Annotated in this window: 18 protein-coding genes and 1 pseudogene; 8 read left to right on the forward strand and 11 right to left on the reverse strand. The window is 69.4% G+C overall.

Annotation, left to right across the window (positions count from 1 at the left end; genetic code table 11):
- Window positions 1-21 precede the first annotated feature (21 nt).
- Together KPL59_RS24410 and KPL59_RS24415 are read right to left on the reverse strand one after the other, a co-directional pair.
- Complete coding sequence (locus KPL59_RS24410; protein ID WP_051050258.1) at window positions 22-825, reverse strand: crotonase/enoyl-CoA hydratase family protein; 804 nt, start codon at window positions 823-825, stop codon at window positions 22-24.
- Between the two features lie 9 nt (window positions 826-834).
- On the reverse strand, window positions 835-1,725 hold the full coding sequence (locus KPL59_RS24415) for an alpha/beta fold hydrolase (RefSeq protein WP_226362072.1): 891 nt from the start codon (window positions 1,723-1,725) through the stop codon (window positions 835-837).
- Between the two features lie 128 nt (window positions 1,726-1,853).
- Between KPL59_RS24415 and KPL59_RS24420 the strand changes: the two genes are divergently transcribed.
- From KPL59_RS24420 to KPL59_RS24435, 4 genes are read left to right on the forward strand one after another with little or no spacing between them, the layout of a single operon-like run.
- Window positions 1,854-3,641 carry an SDR family oxidoreductase gene (locus tag KPL59_RS24420; RefSeq protein WP_226362073.1) on the forward strand — a complete coding sequence of 596 codons (1,788 nt, stop codon included), beginning with the start codon at window positions 1,854-1,856 and terminating at the stop codon, window positions 3,639-3,641.
- A 19-nt stretch (window positions 3,642-3,660) separates the two neighbouring features.
- Window positions 3,661-4,572, forward strand: a complete 912-nt coding sequence (locus KPL59_RS24425) for a metal-dependent hydrolase (RefSeq protein WP_226352198.1) — start codon at window positions 3,661-3,663, stop codon at window positions 4,570-4,572.
- The gene (locus KPL59_RS24430) at window positions 4,569-5,618 is read left to right on the forward strand and encodes a PDR/VanB family oxidoreductase (RefSeq protein WP_226362074.1); all 1,050 of its coding nucleotides are present in this window, start codon (window positions 4,569-4,571) and stop codon (window positions 5,616-5,618) included. Before KPL59_RS24425 ends, KPL59_RS24430 begins: the two co-directional genes overlap by 4 nt.
- Before the next feature lie 27 nt (window positions 5,619-5,645).
- On the forward strand, window positions 5,646-6,296 hold the full coding sequence (locus KPL59_RS24435; protein WP_226352201.1) for a TetR/AcrR family transcriptional regulator: 651 nt from the start codon (window positions 5,646-5,648) through the stop codon (window positions 6,294-6,296).
- On the opposite strand, the gene KPL59_RS24440 is transcribed toward KPL59_RS24435, so the two are convergent.
- The 3 genes from KPL59_RS24440 to KPL59_RS24450 form a co-directional block, all read right to left on the reverse strand.
- The gene (locus KPL59_RS24440; RefSeq protein WP_305080564.1) at window positions 6,254-7,636 is read right to left on the reverse strand and encodes a phosphodiester glycosidase family protein; all 1,383 of its coding nucleotides are present in this window, start codon (window positions 7,634-7,636) and stop codon (window positions 6,254-6,256) included. The two genes, KPL59_RS24435 and KPL59_RS24440, sit on opposite strands and share 43 nt — an antisense overlap.
- A 266-nt stretch (window positions 7,637-7,902) precedes the next feature.
- On the reverse strand, window positions 7,903-9,270 hold the full coding sequence (locus KPL59_RS24445) for an LLM class flavin-dependent oxidoreductase (RefSeq protein ID WP_226362076.1): 1,368 nt from the start codon (window positions 9,268-9,270) through the stop codon (window positions 7,903-7,905).
- On the reverse strand, window positions 9,267-10,472 hold the full coding sequence (locus KPL59_RS24450) for an MFS transporter (protein WP_226362077.1): 1,206 nt from the start codon (window positions 10,470-10,472) through the stop codon (window positions 9,267-9,269). The genes KPL59_RS24445 and KPL59_RS24450 overlap by 4 nt, the downstream gene beginning before the upstream one ends.
- Window positions 10,473-10,500: 28 nt before the next feature.
- Between KPL59_RS24450 and KPL59_RS24455 the strand changes: the two genes are divergently transcribed.
- Window positions 10,501-11,946: a recombinase family protein gene (locus tag KPL59_RS24455; protein WP_226360728.1), complete on the forward strand. Its 1,446-nt coding sequence runs from the start codon at window positions 10,501-10,503 to the stop codon at window positions 11,944-11,946.
- A gap of 2 nt (window positions 11,947-11,948) precedes the next feature.
- Here KPL59_RS24455 and KPL59_RS24460 read toward each other — a convergent pair whose 3' ends face one another.
- The 6 genes and pseudogenes from KPL59_RS24460 to KPL59_RS24485 all read right to left on the reverse strand — a co-directional run bounded on the left by KPL59_RS24460 (window position 11,949) and on the right by KPL59_RS24485 (window position 19,919).
- The gene (locus KPL59_RS24460; protein ID WP_226351346.1) at window positions 11,949-12,365 is read right to left on the reverse strand and encodes a hypothetical protein; all 417 of its coding nucleotides are present in this window, start codon (window positions 12,363-12,365) and stop codon (window positions 11,949-11,951) included.
- A 27-nt stretch (window positions 12,366-12,392) separates the two neighbouring features.
- Window positions 12,393-13,205: pseudogene (locus tag KPL59_RS24465) on the reverse strand (N-acetylmuramoyl-L-alanine amidase); the annotation flags it as partial.
- Between the two features lie 113 nt (window positions 13,206-13,318).
- Window positions 13,319-13,522, reverse strand: a complete 204-nt coding sequence (locus tag KPL59_RS24470; protein WP_226360658.1) for a hypothetical protein — start codon at window positions 13,520-13,522, stop codon at window positions 13,319-13,321.
- Between the two features lie 357 nt (window positions 13,523-13,879).
- Window positions 13,880-14,074: an HNH endonuclease gene (locus KPL59_RS37805; protein ID WP_226351344.1), complete on the reverse strand. Its 195-nt coding sequence runs from the start codon at window positions 14,072-14,074 to the stop codon at window positions 13,880-13,882.
- A gap of 1,001 nt (window positions 14,075-15,075) precedes the next feature.
- The gene (locus KPL59_RS24480) at window positions 15,076-16,806 is read right to left on the reverse strand and encodes a DNA polymerase (protein WP_226360659.1); all 1,731 of its coding nucleotides are present in this window, start codon (window positions 16,804-16,806) and stop codon (window positions 15,076-15,078) included.
- Between the two features lie 191 nt (window positions 16,807-16,997).
- Window positions 16,998-19,919: a phage/plasmid primase, P4 family gene (locus KPL59_RS24485; protein WP_226360729.1), complete on the reverse strand. Its 2,922-nt coding sequence runs from the start codon at window positions 19,917-19,919 to the stop codon at window positions 16,998-17,000.
- A 323-nt stretch (window positions 19,920-20,242) separates the two neighbouring features.
- Here KPL59_RS24485 and KPL59_RS24490 point away from each other — a divergent pair, with 323 nt between their 5' ends.
- From KPL59_RS24490 to KPL59_RS24500, 3 genes are all read left to right on the forward strand, one after another.
- Window positions 20,243-20,569 carry a hypothetical protein gene (locus KPL59_RS24490; RefSeq protein WP_226360730.1) on the forward strand — a complete coding sequence of 109 codons (327 nt, stop codon included), beginning with the start codon at window positions 20,243-20,245 and terminating at the stop codon, window positions 20,567-20,569.
- Between the two features lie 95 nt (window positions 20,570-20,664).
- Window positions 20,665-21,447: a hypothetical protein gene (locus tag KPL59_RS24495; RefSeq protein ID WP_226351340.1), complete on the forward strand. Its 783-nt coding sequence runs from the start codon at window positions 20,665-20,667 to the stop codon at window positions 21,445-21,447.
- A 153-nt stretch (window positions 21,448-21,600) separates the two neighbouring features.
- Window positions 21,601-21,848: hypothetical protein (locus KPL59_RS24500; protein ID WP_226362078.1), on the forward strand; the 248-nt coding region annotated here is incomplete at its 3' end.

Genomic DNA, 21,848 nt, shown 5'->3' on the forward strand with positions numbered 1-21,848 from the left:
CCGATGGAGTGGCGTGACCCCCTAGCGACCGCGCCAGACCGGGTCGCGCTTCTCGGCGAACGCCGTGGCGCCCTCGCGGGCGTCCTCCGAGGTCAGCACGGGGCGGACGATCGCGTCGTGGCGCTCCCAGCGGTCGGCGCCCCAGTCCGGGCTCTCCCGCACGATCCGCTTCGACGCGGCGACGCCGAGCGGCCCGTTCACCGCGATCCGCGCGGCCAGCGCCAGCGCCGCCTCGAGCGCGGTGCCGTCGTCGACAACGGAGTTGACCAGGCCGGCGGCCTCGGCCCGCGCGGCGTCGATCGGGTCCCCGGTCAGCAGCATCTCCAGCGCCAGTGCCCGGGGCACCCGGTTCGCCAGCTCCAGCGCCCCGCCCGCGGCGGCGACCAGGGACCGCTTGACCTCCGGCACCCCGAAACGGGCGCCCCGCCCGGCGACGACGAGGTCGCAGGCCAGCATGATCTCGAACCCGCCGGCCAGGGCCCAGCCCTCGACGGCGGCGATCATCGGGGTGACCGGCGGGGCCTGGGTGATCCCGCAGAGGCCGCGCCCGGGCACCGACGGCCGCTCGCCGCGCAGGAACGCCTTGAGGTCCATCCCGGCCGAGAAGACCCCGCCCGCCCCGGTCAGCACGCCGACCCGCAGGTCGGGGTCGGCGTCGAGCTCGTCGACGGCCGCGGCGACGGTCCGCGCGACGCTCTCGTTGAGGGCGTTCTTGGCGTGCGGGCGGTTGATCGTGATCAGCAGGACGCCGTCCCGCCGCTCGACCAGCACGTCCTCGTCGGACGCGGCCGTCCCGGAAGGAGTCAGTTCTGACTGCTCTGTCATGGGCCCACCCTAGATCGCGGGCGCCACCACCGGAACCGAGTGCTCCCAGTCCGCGAGCAGGGTCCGCAGCGCGGTCACCAGCGCCAGCGGCTGGTCGATCATCACGTGGTGCCCGGCACCGGGGATCTCGACGACCAGCGCGGCCCGGCCCATCCGGTCGACGGCCATCTCCCCCATGTCGGCCGGGACCAGGCCGTGCTCGGCGCGGAACAGCGCGATCCGGCAGCCCGGCCGGCCCAGGTCGCCGGGGGTCAGCGCGATCCCGCCGAAGATGCGCGGGTCGAACTTCCAGCTCCAGCCGCCGTCGACGGCGCGCACGCTGCGTTCGGCGATGTGCCGGTGCACGTAGGGCAGGTCACCGGGCTGGCCGGGGATGGTGCGGAACCGCGCGACCAGCGCGTCGCGGTCGGGGTGCACCTTCACCGGACCGAACGCCCGCTGTTCCCGTGCCGCCAGCTCCTCCGGCGACCGGTCCCGGATCGGGGAGTCGACGGCGACGGACCCGGCCAGCTCCTCGCCGTAGCGCAGTGCCGCGGTGAGCGTGACGTACCCGCCCATGCTGTGCCCGATCAGCGTCGGACGCGGGCCGAGGCCGGCGGCGTCGATCACGGCACGCAGCTCGGCGGCCCAGCGGTCCAGGTCGTAGGACGGTGCGCGCCCGGAGTCACCGTGCCCGGACAGGTCGACCGCCACCACCCGGCGGGTGCCCTCGGTCAGCAGCGGAGCGATGTGGTCCCACCAGTGCAGGTGTGCCGCGCCGCCGTGCACGAGCAGCACGCCGGGCCCGCCCGGGGTGCCCCAGCTGCGGAAACGGATCTCGACGCCGTCGCTCTCGGTGCGCCCGGGCTCGCCCGGATCGGCGAGTGCGTCGGTGAACCACGTGGGCGGAGCGGTGGACACGCTGGGACCTCGGATCGTGGTGCGGGGACGGCCGTGGAGAACCTACCTCCCCGCGGCCCCGACGACGTCCGGCAGCGCGGCGGCGACCAGGGGTGGCGTCTTGTTGACACGTTTTCTACGATGACGGTGTGTCTCACAACGAGGTGGAGCCCGCCGGCCGCGTCCGGACGGTGCGCAGCCGGGACGACCTGGACCTGGTCGTGGAGGAACGGGGCGACCCGTCGCACCCGACGGTCGTCGCCGTGCACGGTTATCCCGACGACCGGCACGTGTGGGACCGCGTGGCCGCGGACCTCGCCGCGGACCACCACGTCGTCACCTACGACGTGCGCGGCCACGGTGGCTCCGCCGCCCCCGGAGCCCCGGCCGGCTACGACCTGGAGCTGCTCGCCGCGGACCTGCGCACGGTCGCCGACGCCCTCTCCCCCGACTCCCCGGTGCACCTGCTCGCGCACGACTGGGGCGCGATCCAGACCTGGCACGCCGTGACGCGCGAGGACGGCGCCCCCTCGGCGATGGACGGCCGGGTCGCGTCGTTCACCTCGGTCTCCGGCCCGTGCCTGGACCACGTGGGGCTGTTCCTGCGCCGCCGCGGCCTGCGCGACCTGCGGCCGGTCCTCATCCAGGCGCTGCACTCCTGGTACACCCTGGCGTTCCGGATGCCGGTGCTGCCCGAGCTGATGGTCCGCAGCGGGCTGCTCGGCGCGATGGTGGCGCGGACCGAGCGGATCCCGCGGCCCTCGGTGCGCGACGCGGTCAACGGCCTGGAGCTCTACCGGCGGAACCTGCCCCGGCGGCTCGGACGCCCCCGGCCGCGCCGCACCGACGTCCCGGTGCAGATCCTGGCCCCGCTCGGCGACGCCTACGTCACCCCCGCGATGGCGACGAGCGCCGCCGCGTACGCCCCCGACCTGCGGGTCCGGTACCTGCCCGGCGGGCACTGGATCGTCCGCAAGCGGGCGGGTGTCGTCGCGCGCTGCGTCCGCGAGCTCGTCGCCGAGCGCTCCGGCGGCACCACCGCGCCCGCGCTGGAGCGGGCGGCGGCCCGGGGCGCCGCCCTGGTCCGCAGCGGGGGGCGGCCGGGCCGGGCGTCGCGCTGGGATGGCTCGCTCGCCGTCGTCACCGGGGCCGGCAGCGGGATCGGCCGCGAGATCGCCCGCCGGCTCGCCGACCTGGGGGGACGGGTCGTCGTCGCCGACGTCTCGGAGGCCGGCGCCGCGGAGACCGTCGACCTGGTGACCCGGCGGCACGGGCCAGGGCGTGCGGTGGCCGCGGTCGTCGACGTCGCCGACGAGGCCGCCGTCGCCGCGCTCGCCGAGCGGGTCGCCGCCGAGCACGGGGTGCCCGACCTCGTCGTGAACAACGCCGGGATCGCCGTCGCCGGGTCGTTCGCCGACACGACGACGCAGGAGTGGCAGCGGATCGTCGACGTGAACCTGTGGGGCGTCGTGCACGGCTGCCGGCACTTCGGCGCGCTGCTCGCCGCGCACGGCGAGGGCGGCACGATCGTCAACACCGCGTCGGCGGCGGCCTACCTGCCGTCGCGCTCGCTGCCGGCCTACGCCACGACCAAGGCGGCGGTGCTCATGCTGTCGCAGTGCCTGCGCGCCGAGCTGGCGGGCGCCGGGGTCGGGGTCACCGCGCTGTGCCCCGGGTTCGTCGACACCCCGATCACCGGTGCCACCCGCTTCGCCGGCACCGACGACGCCACGCAGGCCGTCCGCCGTCGCGACGTCGCGGCGGCCTACGCCCGACGCGGGTACACCCCGCAGCGCGTCGCCGCCCGGCTGGTCCGCGCCGTCGAGCGGGACCTGCCGATCGCCCCGGTCACCGCCGAGGCGCACGTCGGGCTGCTCGCCTCCCGGCTGTCCCCCGCACTCGTCCGCGCACTCGCCCGGGTCGACGGGACCCGCTGAGCCTCCCAGGAGCATCGCCATGACCGACCCGACCGAGGACCGGATCGCGCTGCAGGCCCGCGACGTCCGGTTCGACTTCAGCACCCTGCGGACCGACTGGATCCCCGGCGAGCCGTTCGCCTCGCACCTGATCGACGTGCTGCACCTGCTGCTGCCCGAGGGGGAGCGCTGGTTCGTGGAGGTCTTCTCCCGCGCGCTGCCGATGGTCCGTGACGAGGCGCTGGCCGAGGACGTGCGCGGGTTCATCGGCCAGGAGGCCGTGCACGCGACCTCGCACCAGGGGGCGCTGGACCACCTCGTCGAGGCGGGCGTGGACGTGACCCGCTTCGTCGAGCAGGTCGAGTGGATCTTCACGGAGCTGCTCGGCGACCGCGGCCTCAGCGGCGACGCGGCCCGGGAGTGGCTGGTGGAGCGGGTCGGGCTGATCGCGGCGATCGAGCACTTCACCGCCGTCCTCGGCTCGTGGATCCTCGACGCCGACGCTCTCGACGCGGCCGGGGCCGACCCGCACATGCTGGACATGCTGCGCTGGCACGGCGCCGAGGAGGTCGAGCACCGCAGCGTCGCGCACGACCTCTACACCCACCTCGACGGGCGGTGGCTGCGCCGGATCCGGGCGATGGCGGTGGCCGGCCCGGCGCTGGCGAAGCTGTGGGCCGACGGCACCCGGCACCTGTGCGCCCGCGACCCGCACCTGCGCGGGACACCGCAGCGCCGGGCCCGGCTGCGCGACTACCTGCGGGACTCCCGGCGTGGGCTGGTGCCCGGCCCGTGGCTGTTCGCCCGCGCCGTGCTGACCTATCTGAGCCCGCGGTTCCACCCCGCCGCACACGGCGACACCGACGCGGCGGTGGCCTACCTCGCGGTCTCCCCCGCCGCCCGTGCCGCCGAGGCGGGGCACGCCGACCCGGCCGGGGGGTCCGCGGCATGAGGACCGCGCTGCTGTCCGGCGCGGGCTCGGCCGCGCCGCCGCCGCACCCGAACCGCGGGGCGACCGCGTTGTCGGTGCTCACCGCGGTGACCCAGACCCTGGCGACGGCCGGTGGCCGGCGCCGTCGCCCGGTCACCCCGGTGGACCGCACCGTGGTCGTCGAGGTGCACGCCGTGCGCCGCCCCTGCCCCGACGTCGCCGAGGTCGACCTCGTCCCGGCCGGCACCGCGCCGCTGCCGGGCTGGCGGCCCGGCGCCCACGTCGACGTCGAGCTGCCCTCGGGGTTGCTGCGGGAGTACTCGCTGTGCGGCGACCCGGGCGACCGGTCGGTGTACCGGATCGCGGTGCGGCGGGTGCCCGGGGGCTCCGGCTCGCACGAGGTGCACGACCTGCGCCCCGGGGTGCGGCTGCGGCTGCACGGCCCGCGCAACGCGTTCCCCCTGGCCGCGGCGCCGTCGTACCTGTTCGTCGCCGGTGGCATCGGGATCACCCCGATCGCGCCGATGGTCCGGGCCGCGCACGCCGCGGGGGTGGGGTGGCGGCTGGTGCACACCGGCCGGGACCGGGCGTCGATGCCGCTGTCCGACGCCCTCGCCGCGCTCGCCCCGGATCGTGTGGTCCGCCGCCCCGACGACGTCGCGGGTGTCCCGACGGCGGCCGAGCTGCTGGCCGGGACCGACCCCGACGCCGCCGTCTACTGCTGCGGCCCGCCGCCGATGATCGAGGCGCTGCGCCGGGCGCTGCCCGCCGGGCAGCGGTTCCACTCCGAGCGGTTCTCCCCGCCCCCGATCCGCGGCGGCCGCCCGTTCACCGTCCGGATCGTCGGCGGCCCGGACGTCGCGGTCCCGGCCGACCGGACCGCGCTGGACGCCGTCCGCGCGCTGCGCCCGGACGTGCCCTACTCCTGCCGGCAGGGATTCTGCGGGACCTGCCACGTCCGGCTGGTGGAGGGCACGACCGTGGGCGACCCGGCCGGGCCGGGCCTGACCGCGCTGTGCGTCGGGCGGGCCACGGACGGGACGATCGTCGTCGACCTCGGGCGCTGAGGTATGGGGTCCGTACCCTCGTCGGTGATGACCTCACCCGCACGTCCACCCCGGCGCATGACGCCCGAGGCCCGCCGCGCGCAGCTGGTGTCGGCCGCGCTCGACCTCTACGGCGCCCGCTCGCCGGAGGAGGTGGCCGTCGAGGACGTCACCCGGGCCGCGGACGTGTCCCGGGCGCTGTTCTACCGGTACTTCTCCGGGATGGAGGAGCTGCACGTCGCGGCGCTGGGCAGTGTCGCCGAGGAGCTCATCGACCGGGTCGCGCTGCCCACCGACGGTCCGCTGGACTCCCAGCTCGCCGACGCGCTGGACGTGTTCCTCGACGTCGTCGGCCGGCACTCGCGGGCCTACGTCGCGCTGCTGCGCAGCGGCTCGGTCGTCTCCACCGGGGAGACCGACGCGATGGTCGACGGCGTGCGCGACCACATCGTGGACCTGCTGTGCGTGCGCGGCGGTGTGCCCGACCCGACGCCGCTGCAGCTGATGACGCTGCGCGGCTGGGTCGCGCTGGTCGAGGGCTCGGTGCTGGTGTGGCTGGAGGCGGGCCGGGTGCCGGCCCGCGCCGAGCTGCGGGACTGGCTGGTGGAGCAGCTGTTCGCGATGCTCGGGGTGACCGTGGCCCGCGACCCCGACGCTCAGTTCTCCACGACGCCGAGCGCGTTGGGCACCAGCCGGTAGGCGTCCTCGGACGGGCTGTTCACGACCTGGCCGCGGAACACCATCGTCGAGGAACCGCCCCCGTCGAGGTTGACGCCGTCGACGGCGCCCGCCCGGCGCAGCTGCTCGGCGGTCTCGGCCAGGGTGATGCCGACCGAGGTCGACTCGCGGCCGTCGGCGGTGAGCAGGATCAGCCGTCCCTGCGCGGTGAGGCCCGCGGCGCTGCGCGGGTCGCGGGAGCGGGCGTCCAACCCGGCGACGGGCGCACCGTCGCGCAGGATCGGCGACGCCCCGACCGCGGTCCGCGGCGGCGTCCCCGACGCGGCGGTGAGCGCGTACCGGACGGTGACCCGGTCGCCGACGGCGAGCCGTCGCAGCGCGGCGGCACCCTGGTCGCGGCCGGCGAGGACCTGGTCCCCCGCCGGGATCGCTCCCCCGCCGGGCGGGCGGACCGCGGTGACCGCGCCGTCGCGGACGACGACCTCGACCCGGTCCGGTGCGCACGGCGCGTTCCGGTCGGTGTCGCTGCCGCACAGCGTGGCGGCCCGATCACCCGCCCAGTCGGAGGTGAACAGCCCGATCCCGCCGACGGGCACGGCGTAGGCGTTGAGGGTGTCGATCCGGAGGCGGCCCTGCGGGCCGGTCGCGGAGGCGTCGAGGGTGAGCCGGTCCAGGCGCGGGGTGCCGTCGTCGTCGACGGCGAGCACGTCGCCCTGCTCGGCGCCGGGGACGCCCGGGGCGAGCCGCCGCCCCGGTGGGACGGCGGAGGTCAGCGCGCGGCCGTCGCGGACCGAGGGCCCGGCGGGGGCGTTGCTGCGCCCCAGGTCGAAGAAGTCACCGTTGATCGCGGCGGCCGCCCCGCCACGCTGCGCGTGCGCGGGAACCGAGGACCGCTCGCCGACCGTCGCACCGGTGAGCAGGGTGGCGCGCAGCTCGGCCCGGTTCAGGTCGGCGACGACGACGTCGACGGTCACCGGCCCGGCCGGGGTGTCGACCCGCTCCTCGCGGTGGGTGATGGCGGGGGCCTGCGGGGCCGGGGCGACGGGCGCATCGGCCCCGGTGGACCCGGTGGACCCGGTGGACCCGGTGGACCCGGTGGACCCGGCCGTCACCGTGGACCCGAGCGCCCCGGTGGCCACGGTCTCCGCGGTGGACGCGGCCTCCGCAGTGGCCCCGGTGGACGCGGTCGACCCGGTGGACGCGGTCCCCACGGTGGGCCCGGGCGCCGCGGGCACGACGGCCGCGACGGGCGGCGCGACCCGGGCGGGGCCCGCGGACGCCTGCTGGGTGACCGGTACCAGCAGCCCGACCACGACCGCCGTCGCCACCGCCGCGCCCCGGCTGCCCGTCCATCCCGCCATGCCCGCACTCCCCCGATCGCCACCCGGCCGGGGCCGAGGTGACCACGCCGGTGCGGCGACGGCGCGGGGCGTCACGCGACGGTGGCGCAGGGCCACCCGGTCGGGGCCCGGTGGTGCCCGGCGGGGTGACCCCGGGCCCCGGGCCGTGCGCCCGGGGCTCCGCCGATGATCGCCGGGAGTGGAGCGCCGGAGGCAGTGCACCCGTCCGGCCGCTCCACTCCTGGCGATCACGCGAGCCGGCGCGGGGCCGGGGGTCCGGCGCGGGGTCAGCGGGTCCGGTGCGCCGCCCCGGGGTGGTCCTTCGCGAGCCGGGCGCCGTCGCCGGTGCCGTACCGCTCGCGCAGGGTGGGGCCGCCCGCGTCGGCGGGGGCGGGCATCCGGCCGCGGCGTCGCAGCTCGGGCACGACGTGGGTCACGACGTCGGCCATCGTCCCCGGGGTGACGGCGTAGGCCAGGTTGAAGCCGTCGAGGTCGGCCGCGTCGGCCCAGCGCTCCAGCTCGTCGGCGACCGTCGCCCCGGACCCGACGACGACCGGCCCGCGCCCGCCGACGGTGATGAACTCCGCGAGCTCGCCGACCGTCCAGTCGCGGTCCGGCCCGGTGAACGACGCCAGCGCCGAGCGGGTCGCGTCGGTCTGCACGTACTCGAGCTTCTGCTCCGGCGACGCCCCGGCCAGGTCGACGCCGGACCAGCCGCCGAACAGCGCCAGCGCCGCCGACGGGTCGGCCAGCTCCAGGTACTCGGCCAGGGTCGCGTGGGCGGCGTCGTCGGTCTCCCCGGCGATCGCGGTGAGCATCGCGAACACCTTCACCGAGCGGGGGTCCCGCCCGGCGCTGGCGGCCTCGGCGCGCACCGCGTCGACCGAGCGGCGGACCACCGCGGGCGACGGGCCGGACACGAACACGGCCTCGGCGTGGGTGCCGGCGAACCGGGCGCCGCGCGGCGACGCGCCCGCCTGGAAGATCACCGGGGTGCGCTGCGGGGACGGCTCGGACAGGAACGGGCCGGGCACGTCGAACCAGCGGCCGTGGTGGGCGATGTCGTGCACCCGGTCCGGCTCGGTGAACACGCCGCGGTCGCGGTCGCGGACCACGGCGTCGGTGTCCCAGGAGCCCTCCCAGAGCTTGTAGCAGACCTCCAGGAACTCCTCGGCGAGCTCGTAGCGCTCGTCGTGCGGGATCTGCCCGGACCGGCCGAGGTTGCGCGCCGCGGAGTCCAGGTAGGACGTGACGACGTTCCACGCGACCCGGCCGCGGGTGAGGTGGTCGAGGGTGGTGAACCGCCGGGCCAGCGCGTAGGGGTGCTCGTAGGCGACCGAGACGGTCACCCCGAACCCGAGCCGTGAGGTCACCCCGGCCATCGCGGGGACCAGCAGCAGCGGGTCGGCGAGCGGGACCTGCGCGGCGGCGCGGACGGCCGCGTCGCGGGAGCCGCCGTAGACGTCGTAGACGCCGAGGACGTCGGCGAGGAACAGCGCGTCGAAGCCGCCGTCCTCCAGCATCCGGGCGAGCGAGGTCCAGTGGTCGAGGTCGGTGTAGCGGTGCCCCTCGTCGGACGGGTGACGCCACAGCCCCGCGGACTGGTGGCCCACGCAGGCCATGTCGAAGGCGTTGAGCAGGATGCGGCCGGTCATGCCACCACCTTCTCGCGGGCGGTGCGGAGCCCGCCGCGGTGGGTCTCGGGCAGCAGGACGGTGGAGACGATGCAGATCGCGAACAGCACCCCGAGGTAGGCCCAGATCAGCCACGGGGTCCCGCCGCCGGCGTAGAGCAGGGCGGTGGCGATCAGTGGCGTCGCCCCGGCGAGGACGGAGCCGACCTGGTAGCCCAGCGAGGCCCCGCTGTAGCGCAGCCGGGTGTCGAACAGCTCGCCGTACCAGGCGGCCTGCGGGCCGTACATGGCGTCGTGGAACAGGTTGACCAGCACGACCATCGCGACGACGACCAGCACGGTGGACCCGGTGTCGAGGAGCAGGAAGAACGCCCCGAGGAACAGCGGCGCGCCGATCGCGCCGAACAGGTAGACCGGCTTGCGGCCGACCCGGTCGGACAGGACCGCCCACAGCGGCGTGGAGAACAGCCCGATCGCCGACGCGATGATCACCGCGGTCAGGCCGGCGCTCTCGGCCGCGCCGGAGTCGCCCCGGGCGAGGTAGGTGAGGGCGAAGGTGGTCGCGAGGATGTAGAGCGCGTTCTGCGCGATCCGGCTGCCGACGGTCAGCAGCACGGTGCGCCAGTCGGTGCGCAGCACCTCCAGCACCGGACGGCGGGCCAGCGTCCCGGCGTCGCGGGCGGCGGTGAACACCGCGGGGTCGGCGAGGGTGAGCCGGATGGCCAGCCCCACGACGACGAGCACCGCGCTGAGCAGGAACGGGATCCGCCAGGCGCCGGCGAGGAACGCCTCCCTGCCCGCGATCGCCAGCACCGCAGTGTAGACGCCCGAGGCCAGCAGCATCCCGGCCGAGGAGCCGATCTGCGGGAAGCTGCCGAACAGACCGCGCCGACGCTCGGTCTCGGCGTGCTCGACGGCCATCAGCACCGCACCGGCCCACTCCGCGCCGACGGCGAGCCCCTGGGCCAGCCGCAGCACCACCAGCAGCACGGGGGCCAGCAGTCCGACGGTCGGGTAGGTCGGCAGCAGCCCGATCAGGGTCGTCGCGACGCCCATCAGCACCAGCGACCCGACCAGGACGGCGCGGCGGCCGATCCGGTCGCCCAGGTGCCCGGCGACGACGGCGCCGATCGGCCGCGCCCCGAACCCGGCGGCGTAGGTCGCGAAGGAGGCCAGCACCCCGGTGGCCGGGTCGGCGTCGGTGAAGAACAGCGGGGCGAACACCAGGGTGATCGCCGGTTATGATGGTTCTATGGTCACAGCGATCTACTGCCGGGCGTCCAGCGCAAAACAGCAGGTCAGAGAAGATGGCGTCAAAGGTTCTATAGACCAACAGCTGGCCCTGTGCTTTGAGAGAGCCGAGGCGCTCGGCATCTCTGACGAGGTGCTGGTGCTCGCCGAAGTCAAGAGCGCCACCAAGAAGGACAAGAAGACCGGGCGCGTCCACCGAGCCAAGTTCGACGAACTGTGCGCAGGCATCACCTCCGGCGCCATCACCCACGTCATCGCGTACGACTCTGACCGGATCATGCGCGACCCACACGACGGTGAAACCTTCATCGACGCCTGCGACGGTCGCAACGTCCACATCGATACGTTGCAGTCCGGCAAATACAAGATCGCGACACCCGACGACCGGCTCATGACCCGCATGGTCGTAGCCATGAACGCCCGCGAGATTGAAAAACTTAGAGAACGCACCAAACGGGGCCTCGCAGCCCGCGCAGACGCAGGGCTACCCCACGGCGGCCCACGCAGCTTCGGATTCCAAGCTGGGAACATCCACCACGACGCCGTCGAAGCCGACGCAATCCGGAGCGCGACTCGACAGGTCCTCGCGGGTAGCTCACTGAGATCGATAGCGATCGAGTGGAACAAGGCCGGTCTCAGAACCGCTGGAGCCGCGCCCAGGAGCTGGACGCCGGGCACCCTTAGGGGGGTGCTGCTGAACCCCCGCAATGCAGGGCTCATGACCCGCGACGGCTCAATTAGCGCAGTCAAGCCTCAATGGGAGCCAATCATCACTTACGAGGACTGGAGCTCCATGCACGCGATCCTTAACGAGCCCAGCCGAAAAACCAACGTGGGCGCACCGCCCCGATGGCTTCTAAGTAATATTGCGCACTGCGCGTGTGGGGGTCGACTCAGAGTCAAAGGTTCCGGCTGCAACAGGTCCAAAACAACTTGCCCTCGGTATGAGTGCAGCCGATACACCCACGAATACCCGGCAGACGGTCACAGGGCCCCGGGCCCCCATTCAAGCACGCGAGCAGAAGCTCTCGACGAGTTCGTCTCCGGCAAGCTTGTTCGGGCGTACCACGAAGCAGGCGTGGGTTTTCCGCAACCTCGGGCTGTGTTCAACGCGGAGTCGCTCACCGAGCGCCGCGCAGAAATCCAGAACAAGCGTGAAGAGCTTAAGAGTCTTTGGAGGACTAGCGTCATCACGGCCGATGAACTCACAGTAGAACTGGCGATGCTCGACCGCCGCCTGGAACAGGAACCCGCGACCATGATCCATGAGACTCCCGAACGGAACGCGACACTCGATGAACTCTTCACGGAGTGGTCCGAACTCCCGCTCGATCAGCGGCGACAAATCGTCAAGGACTCCGCGTCTGTGAAGGTACTCGCAACAGGTCGCGGCCGACGAGTAGCCCTGAAGGACCGAGTCATCCTTGAGATTCAGATCCCACAGTGATCTCAGCCGCCGGAGACCTGCGCATGCTGATGTGACAACTCAGCAATAGCTGCGTCCACTTCGCTCGTGTCGTCAGCGTCGTCGCGTTGGAGTTCCAGCTTCACGCGACGGCGCGCGCCTTCGGACATCGCGAGATCGTTCATCGCGGACATGACCGAGTGGAACAACTGACCGGAGAACCGGTTATCTCGCAGAGACCGCGTCAACGCGTCGCACACGTAGCAGAGGATCGCGATGTCGGACTGCTCGTAGAATCGGGCCTGACCGGATTCACGTGCGGCTCGATACAGTTCGCGCGCACGCGGGTGCCACGCGGGGTCCGGCTTGTGCCACACGGGCTCAGCACCGGCGGGAGCCTTCTGCACGAGCTTGTCTTCGGCGGTGTGATGGCCGTGCTTCTGTTCGGTGCGCTTGGGCACGGGAGCCATGATGGTAAAGACCTCTCGTCAGCGTGGTTCGAACTCGATCGCGACTGAGCCGTTGCGGCCCTTGAGATCGATGTCGATGTCAAGAAACTCGGTGCCGTCGGGGATTTCACGCCACACGCGGCTTGCATTACGGAACACGGTGGGACCCCAGATAGGGCCTGTGCCCGGCGGCGGTCCGTCGTTGGGTGCGTTCTTTTGGAACGCGACCTGCATGGTTCCACCGAGTTCACCGGTGATCGAGACGAATGCTCGCTTGAACAGCGCTGATGTGGAGCCGACCATCGCAGGCACCCGCAGATAATTCTTGCCGTGTGTCAGTTCTCGTTCGATCATCACGGGTTTGACCTTCTTTGACGTCGGTGTCGATGCTGCCGAGGCATCAGCGCCCCGCATCAGTGCGAGTACATCGGCGCGCATGCGGGCCATGTCGTAGCTTCTACCGGGTCCGCAACCGGGGTCCCATTTGCCGGTGATACTGGATTCCAGGTGGCCCCGGCACCACTCGGCGTTCGGCCGGTGAAGCAGTTGCGAGATGACGGTGCCGAGTTCAATCGCGGACCTATATTGCGCGTCGGACATCGGCGTGTTGCCGGGGTACACGATTTCGTGGCCCCACACGAACTTGTTGAACGCGCGCGTCACCGGCAGCGGGCCCATGGCTCTACCGCCGGAGGCACCTGCGTGGTTCGCCGGATGCGCCGCGATCACGGTGACGGAGCCGTCAGCGTTGCCGGACGTGTTGCACAAGGGCCCCGGGAGTCCCGGTCGGCCGTTCCAGAGCACCTGAGGCGGTGTCACGGATGCTGGCGTCGCCGTGTGGTGCCAGATGAGTCCCTGGTAGTCGCTCGTCTGGCCGTTGCCACGGCGCTCGTAGCCCGGCTACACGTGCACCGTGACGGCTCGCGCACGGAGGGCCGCTATGACGCGGTTGGCGAAGTCGACGCTCATGCGTCGTACCCACGCGGCGAAGCGTCGACGGCGCCGATGACCATGACGCCGTCGTCGTGCTCGTCGTGATGAATGTGGACGTGCGCGTCATCGTCGCCGACGCAGTCGCGCAAGTGTTCGCGGACGTGGGCCTCGGTCGCCTCAAGCGCAGTGTCGAGACCGTCGACGCCATCGGGCACGAAGCGCTCGTAGCGGATCACGAGCAATCAGCTCCTCATCGAGGCTTATTCAGGGTGATCATGAAGTGCGGTGTTTCTCCAGGTCGGGACCGCAGCGAGGTAGCCCGCCAGGCGGCCCTGAATAAGCCTCATCGTGGGCTGGAGTGCCAGGATTCGAACCTGGACTATCCGTTTTAGAGACGGAGGAGCTGCCGGTTACTCAACACTCCACCAGTATGCTACGCACAGTAACAATCGGTAACAGTAAGCGACTTTTCACATGGGTGCGAAATGAGAGCCTATGCACACCGTTTTATGTTTATACTTAAAGGGGTTAACCCCCCCCCAGTCACTAGTAAATAGGAATACAACTAAACACGCGCGCGGGCGCGTAATTCACTATGGAGCGCGCGACGGATGCGCAACAGAATCGCGATACTTGCGGCGTTGACGGCCCGCGAAAGCCTCACGTTGCGTCTTCTCCGTATGACACGTATCACAGATCGCGCCGAGGTTCGACGGCGCATCGGTGCCGCCGGAACGCCGGTTGACGATGTGGTCCACGGAGCGCACGCGGCGTGTCGTCGCGCACACATAGCACGTGTACGCGTCGCGACGAAGTATCTACGCGCGCACACGCTACGGAAGCGGAGCGCCGTATCTGCGACGTGCGTCGAGCCAGGTCATAAGCTGAAAGGGGCCGAAGTGTGAGACATAGAACGTGGTGCGCGCCCGTCATTGAGACCATCAATCAGCAGGGAGCAAGAGGGCTCGACCGGAAACTGATTGCCCTGAACATGGTCCCGGAGCCGCGAGCGCGCACCACGTAAGTTCATTTTAAGGGGCCCGAATCGACATGGTCGAATCACCCCCTCACTTAAGTATTCCTTGAATAAGAGAAGTCACCGGGCTCCACGGAAAGCAGCTCACGCAAGTACTTCCGAGCCGTGCGCCACAAAGTATGAATACGATTCCGATTAACACCGTACAAGTCTGCGATTGCTTGTTCCGACAATTGTGCACGGAATAGAAGGTCCACGACAGCCGCACACGGTTCGCCACAATCGGCCGCCACCGACGCGACGAGCTGACGCCAACGATCGGAACGCGTGACGACAGACTCCGGACACACGAGGTCCACCCGAGACCACATCGGCAGCCAGTCATCGTGGCCCGAGAGCTCTGTCGGCTCACCGCGATCGGCGACGAGTGCACGCACATCGGCCAACGCGAGCTTCGCAGCCCGCCGCGAGGCCTAGCCAACAGACACATTGTGAACGTCTGGATCGTACCAACGCGACATGCGTTCCAACGTCCGCGACAACACGTCCGGCTCGTCCATCGGCGCAAAGCGGCACACGTGGCGCACCGTCTTACGTATCGCACCGAACTCGTCGTGGCCAATATCCCGCCAGTACATGACGATGGGTTCCGCGTTCAGGTAGCAGTTCAGGTAACGACGAGCTCTAAGTGAAGACTACCACAGCGCGGCGCAAGGATCGAGCCCCCGGACGGCCTCGATGACCCCAGGACTACATCACGGCTCATGAGCTCAAGCTACTAAGTAGATCTGACAGATCCACTTAGCCGGTTCGTCAGTACAGCTCCGACCACCGGTGAGCTGGCCGGGAACATGCGGCTTCAAACCGAATCGGCTGGCCACGGTCGCCCGGTGGTGCCCACTCGAAACAGAACGCCCGCTCGATCTCCGCACACACGTCGGCAACGTCGGCTTCCGGTATTTCCCAGACGGCTTCATCGTGCACGAGCGCTCGTGTCATCCGTTGAATGTCCAACGGCATCCGGATCGCGGCGGCCTCGAACAGTACGTCCCGCGCGGTGCCTTGGCCATACAGCGCAGGTGCCTGTGTATGCGACCGGTCGACAACCGGTCGCATCCGACGACCGAAACCGTTGTCGAGTAGATTACCGGACTCGGCCTCTTCACGCACCTCGCGCTTCCATTGGGCAAGTCTCGGGAACTGAGTCGCGATCGTGTCCACGACACGTTGGGCTTCGTTTCTGCGAACACCCGCGCTGTCGGCGAGCTTCAGAACACCCATCGAGTAGTTGACGCCGTGAGAGATGATCTTCGCGGTCTTGCGATACCGCGCGGGGTCACTGTCATATGTGGCGTCGCCGTAGGCCATGCGGGCCACGACCTCGTGCGCGTCGACGCCGGGTTCAAACAGCTTCGCATACTCACGATCGCCACTGTGAGCTGCGACACATCGAGCATCTACTTGCGACAGGTCCGCAGACACCAACACGTGACCCGGTGACGCAACAAACACGTCCCGCTCGTGTTTGCCGAGCACCGTGAGTCCTGGACGCGTCACCGACGTACGACCGGACGCCTGGAACAACGTGATCCGTGGATGCACGCGACCGTCATCGTGCACGTACGTGTCCACCGTGTCATAGACACTGCGCACGCCGACAAGCGCACCGATCGCCTCACACAGGCCCGAAGACTGCGGATACTGCGACGCGATGTCGGCCAACGCGTCAGCTGAGAACGACGGTTCGCCGGTCGGCGTCAGCGGTAAATACTGCTCATGGACGCCCAGATTCTCGAACGCCGCGACCAGTGCACGTTTACCGGCCGCCGTCGCGTGTGGCGCCGCCGCAGGCTCGCCGGTGCTCGTCACCGTGGGCACATCGTGCTCACGGATGAGCCAGTTCACCAGTTGCGTGCGACGATGAGCAGCCTCTGCGACACGGTGACGCAAACGGTCCTGGTCCACGAGCAGACCCACGGACTGCACCTGCGAACACACGGCATGCACTCGGTGCTCCCGCCACAGATACTCGTCGTCGGGCACCAGCGGGACGAGTTTCCGATACAACGACTCCACGGCCAACACGTCGCCGCGCAGGTACTCCAGATACTCCGGATCATCGACCGGTATGCCGCCGAAACCACCGTGTAAAAGCGACAGCTCCAGCAAGTCACCGGTTTTACCTGCGAGCCCGTGCGCGCGTGTCGCCGCAGCCAGCGAATAGCGACTACGTGACGCGTGAGCGGCATCGGACGGGTCCACCAGGGACGCCGCGATCATCGTGTCAAAAACACGCCGGTCACGGGTCCATGACAGCACGTCGAAGCCGAGCGCTGGCACATCGAACGACACCACATTATGGCCAACGAGCAGCGACGACGTCGACACGAGACGCCGGAACGACTCATACGAGTTCGACACCGTGTACTGATGATCACGTGAGAGGCCGCCGAGTCGAAAGAACACGTCCGGCGGCATCGTGAACCGGCTGCGAGCGTCGTGACTCTCGATGTCCACGAACACGGGCGAACAGGTTCCGCTCACGTGTGAACCTTAGCACACGTGGCGGCCGACACGAAGTCTGAAGCAATGTCAGGACCAACTCGGCACAGGATGGTGGCGGCCATGAGCCGGGACCTCGCGGAGGTCATGACGGGTGTCGACGCAGATCGAACTGCCGCTGAACCGTACGTGTGGCGGACCCACGTGACATCACGTGGGTCCGCCACATGTGTTCACAGTTCGATGGTCTCCGTGTGCGTGAACGAGTGGTCACGCCAGGCACCTGCGAGCCTCATGCGTCGCTCGTACTCGTTGTACGTGACGCGTTCGGTACCGCGCTCGTCGTGCTGTGGCGTCACGCGGTAGTCCGGGTTCACGCGACCGTCGGCGAGCAAACCGATCGACACGGTCCTGTCGTCGGTGTCGACGTGGTGCGCATGGGCCGCGAGCACCTGAGCGCGCCACCGGCGCCCGTACACGTACCGGGTGCCGGTCCGCTTGTGCTCACGTGCGCCGATCGCGCGTGCGAACGACTTGTAGGCGCCCGTGCGCTGCTGTCGACCGTCCGCGTGGCACCACGTCAGCCACGCGGACCACACGTCGCGTGCGTGCACGTACACGTCGTCGTCGTCGACGCGCGTCAGCGTGTCGGCGGCGAACTCGGCGATCGCGTGCGCGATGGTGCCAGGTTTCGGCTTCACGTCGCTGTGTGTGACGACCGACCGTATCGGTTCCACGGCTGGCTGCGTGACCGGTTGCTGTGGTTGCTGCAGTTCGCTGCCATTATCAGCGCTGTAGCTGTTCTGTATAGCGTCGGCACTATACAACTCCTCTCTCTCTACGTTCTTGCTGATGCCGGTTTCAACTGCATCAACTGCAGCAACCTCCTCAATAGCTAGGTGACCAGCGGTTTCGTCTGCTGCAGTTGACTCCGTGGGAGTGTCGTCAACTGCAGCGCCAACTGCAGCACTCGGCTTGAGTCGACAGCCTCGGAGCAGCGAGACGCACGTCTGGCCGCCGTGACGGCCCCGAGCAAGCTCAAGTGCTGCAGTTGAACCTCCGCGTGCTGCAGTTGCCGCTCGGAGCTCCCGGCTGAATCTGGCGTACTTCGGGGACCGGATAATGTCACTCTGTGTAGCCAACCAGAGTTGCCACCGGTCCCAGACGAGCTTCGTCGGAAGCTCGTCGTTCGGGTCGCCGGTGATCTCCAGCGACTCGTCGGCGAACCGCAGCAGCGGCTCCGAGTCCTCGCGGGACTCACGTGTCGCCTCGCGCACGGCGTCCGGCGTACCAAGGCCCGTTCGCAGGTACTCGTGGAGCCCGCGCACGAGCCAGGCGAGCACTCCGGATGACTCCGTGTCGATGATCCGCTGAGCCAGCAGCGGGTCCTCGCGACCTTCAAACGACTGTTCGAACGGCACCTGATCGCATCGAGACCAGAACGCGTGCTCCCCGGAGCCCACGTTGGGCGCGTGGTTACTCGTCATCACCAATGTGTGCGACGGCTCGAAGTTCCACTCGTCTTCTCGCATGCGTCGCGCGGTGAGCCGGTCGCCGCCGGTGAGCTCCTTGACGCGCGACACGTCCCATCGAGCGTCTCGGTCGAGTTCCTGGGCCACCGCGAGCCGACGACCGTACAGCGATGCGACCGCCGTGAGATGGCCCTCGTGGCGGCTCAAGGTCAGCAGTTCCTTGTTGACGCCGGTGGCGTACTCGCCGAACACCGCACTGATGATCTTCACGAGCACCGATTTGCCGTTGCGTCCGGTGCCGGTGAGCACCGCGAACTTGTGCTCGCGCACGTCGCCGAGCAGCGCGCAACCGAACAGCCGCGCCAAGTACGACCTGATGTCGGCATCGGGTTGCACCTCACGCAGGAACCGGTCGAACTGCGGACACGTGGCATCCGGTCGATACTCCACGGGACTCTGTTGCGTGATCAGGTCCGCCGGATCGTGTGCGCGTAGCTGTCCCGTGGTCAGCTCGATCGTGCCGTTGGCGACGTTGAACAAGTTGCTGTCGCTGTTGAACTCGCCGCCGTGGACCTGCGTTGCGTCGGTGCGCCGCACGTGATCCAGCGCGCTGGACACACGCGAGGCCGCGTGGAGCCATGACGTGGCATCGGTCTTCGTGCCGTCGGCACGCTGTTGATACGCGTTCACGTCACGGATCGTCTGTTGCGTGAGCTTCTGGGCAATATCGTGTCCGCCCACGGAGTCCCATCGGCCGTCGGCGTAGCTGAACCAGCGCTGCTGATCAATCGCGTACCGGAGCCGGTCGCCGTGTCTACGGATGACTTCGTCGCAGAGCTCCAGATCAGTTGCGCGCAACTGAACGTGGTCGCCGTCGCGTTCGGTGCTGATTTTCGCCCGTGCGCCCGCGAGTGCTCTGTCGAACTCGTCGCAACCAGTGTCGCGGTCGATCACCGTCGCGTACGTGCGCTTGAGCTTCCGCAACGAGTCCGTCGACGCGTTGAGCGCGCACAGTCGCATCACCGACGAGACCATGGCGTCGTAGTGCGAACGTCCGTTCGTGTTGTGCTGTTCGCTGATCGCGTCCGCGAGGGCCTTGTCAGCCTTCGACGTGGGGTCCCCGGCCAGTCGCTGGAGCCACCGTGGCGGCAGCATCGGCAGCTCACACGTCGCAGGCGCCATGTCGCACGCGTTCGAGTGCGCGTCGTACCAGCGGTACTGGGACCCGCTCGGATGAGTGCTGGGCTCCGCGACCAGGTACCGGTGCTGGGGCCTGATCACGTCGATGGACGTGCTGAGCGCACCGGACACGTGGGACCAGTCGAACTCGTCGGGCACGCGGTACACGCGAATGCCACTGCGTGTGGGCTCCGATCGAGAGCTACTGATCCACGTGGGTGGCAGCCCGCCGAGCTCTGCTTGAAGCTTCTCCAGTTCGTCGGCGCCGTGCTTGTCGCCGTAGTCGTCGACGTCGATGCCGACCACGTTCGACGGGAGTCCCAGTGCGATGTTGTGCCAAGCCTCATCGCGGGTCCACGCGTCGACGTCGGCCTCAGTGACGGCCTTGCGCTGGTATCCGGTGAAGCCTTTCGGTGGCGGGAACTTCTTGTGCGGTGGCAGCGGCATCGGGTACCAGCCGCGCTTCAGGTACTCGCACGCGTACGAGCCCATGTCGGTGTCCACGGTATCGACTCCGTTAATGATAATAGTGTTCGATAACAGAAGACCCCGGGGGCCTCAAGTGGTCCACGGGGTCTCGACGCACGTGCGGGCAGCATTCATCGCCGCTGCACGTGAGCTGCGTAGATACAGCTCTCGTCTACGGGCCAGTGTGCCACAGACTCGCGGCTACCACAGGGGGCTAGACACGACGCAGGCACCTGGTTACAGTCGTCGTCATGGCGCGTGCTACGGGGCGCGCCTAGCCCTGACAGTGTCTTTGCCGACGGGCTTTCCCGTGTGTGTAACGCTTATATGGAGCCGCTGATATGTCGTTGCTTGCTGCCATGGACGACGGACCGGATGAGCCGGAGTTCACGTCGTTTCGACCCGAACAGCCCGGCGAATCGGTGGAAGGCACCGTCGTCACCGTGTCGTCGACGACGAGCGACTACACGTCGACGCCGGTGCCCGTGGTGACCGTGCGGACCGACGACGGTGAACTCCGTCAGATTCGCGGCTATCACTCGCATCTGAACGCGGAGCTATCGCGGCTGCCGCTGCTGACCGGCGACCGGCTCGCAGTGCGGTTCGACGGTCGCAAGAAGACCCGCGACGGTGCGCACAAGTTCTGCATGTACACGGTGCGGCACCGGTCGTCGAACGCTAGCTGAATCCTTCCGATACGAGCCGGGACCATACACGCGTATGGTCCCGGCTTTTGTTTATTCATACTGAGGTATCCATCGATATGGACACGCAACGTGCCATGACGGTCACAGACAGTGATGGCCTCCGCATCTATGTGCATCCCACGACCGGCGAGCGGTTCCGATCGGTGACGTCGGTGCTCGCTGCCGCCGCGAAACCGGCACTCGAACGGTGGAAGACCCGCACGATCGCCCAGTACGCAGCCGACAACAGGTCTATGCTGGCCACGAAGTCCGCAGTCGACGCGTTCGAACTCATACGATCGAGCCAGTACACGACGACCGGCGGCGCTGCTGCGACCGGCACCATGGTCCACACGCGCGTGGAATCGCTGCTGCGCGGTGACCCGGTGCCCGACGATCCGTCGCTGTCGTACGTCGACCGCGCGTACCAGGAACTCACCGACGAGTTCGACGTCGAGCCGCTGTTGATCGAGTCGACCTTGGTCAACCGCACGGTCGGTTACGCGGGCTCAGCGGACCTCGTCGCACGTATAAGACCCCGTGCGACACGCGCACGCGAGTGGTCCACGGCGGTCATCGATCTCAAGACCGGTAAATCGGTGTACGGGTCCATGGCGCTTCAGCTCACCGCGTACGCCGACGCAGAGCACGTGTTGACCGTCGACGGCGCCGAACGCGAGATGCCCCGCGTCGACGCGTGCTATGTGTGGCACCTGCGACCGCGTTCGTGGTCGCTGCGACCGATGCGCTACGACGCGCACACACGTCGCAGCTTCACAGCACTCGTCGACGTCGACCGGTGGCTGCGCACCGAACGCGACGCCGTCGGCGCGCCAGTGAACGCTGCGGCCATCGCACGACAGCGTGTGAGCGCGTGAGCGTCGCGGGCATCGATCCATCGCTGACGAGCACCGGTGTCGCGGTGATCTCGGGCTTGACTACACCGGTATCAACAACGGTGTAGTCAAGCCCGTCAGCGTGGCTCTCGGTGGAACCACCGTGCGGGACCTGCTCGCGCGATCCGCGACATCGTGGACCGCGTCGATGCTCTCGTCGACGGCTGTGAGAGGGCCTGTATCGAGTCGCTGCCTTTTGCTCGCAAGACAGGTAAATACGTGGAACGGGCCCACTTGTTCTACGCGCTCATCGACAGGCTCACTGTTCGCGGTCTCCGCGTGGAGACCGCGACACCGTCCGAGCTGAAACGTTTTGCCACGGGTCGAGGTACCGCGTCGAAAAGCGACGTCATCACGCGGTGCGTAAGCAATTCGGTGACGAT

This window comes from Pseudonocardia sp. ICBG1142 (assembly GCF_020496255.1).
Taxonomy (GTDB): Bacteria; Actinomycetota; Actinomycetes; order Mycobacteriales; family Pseudonocardiaceae; genus Pseudonocardia.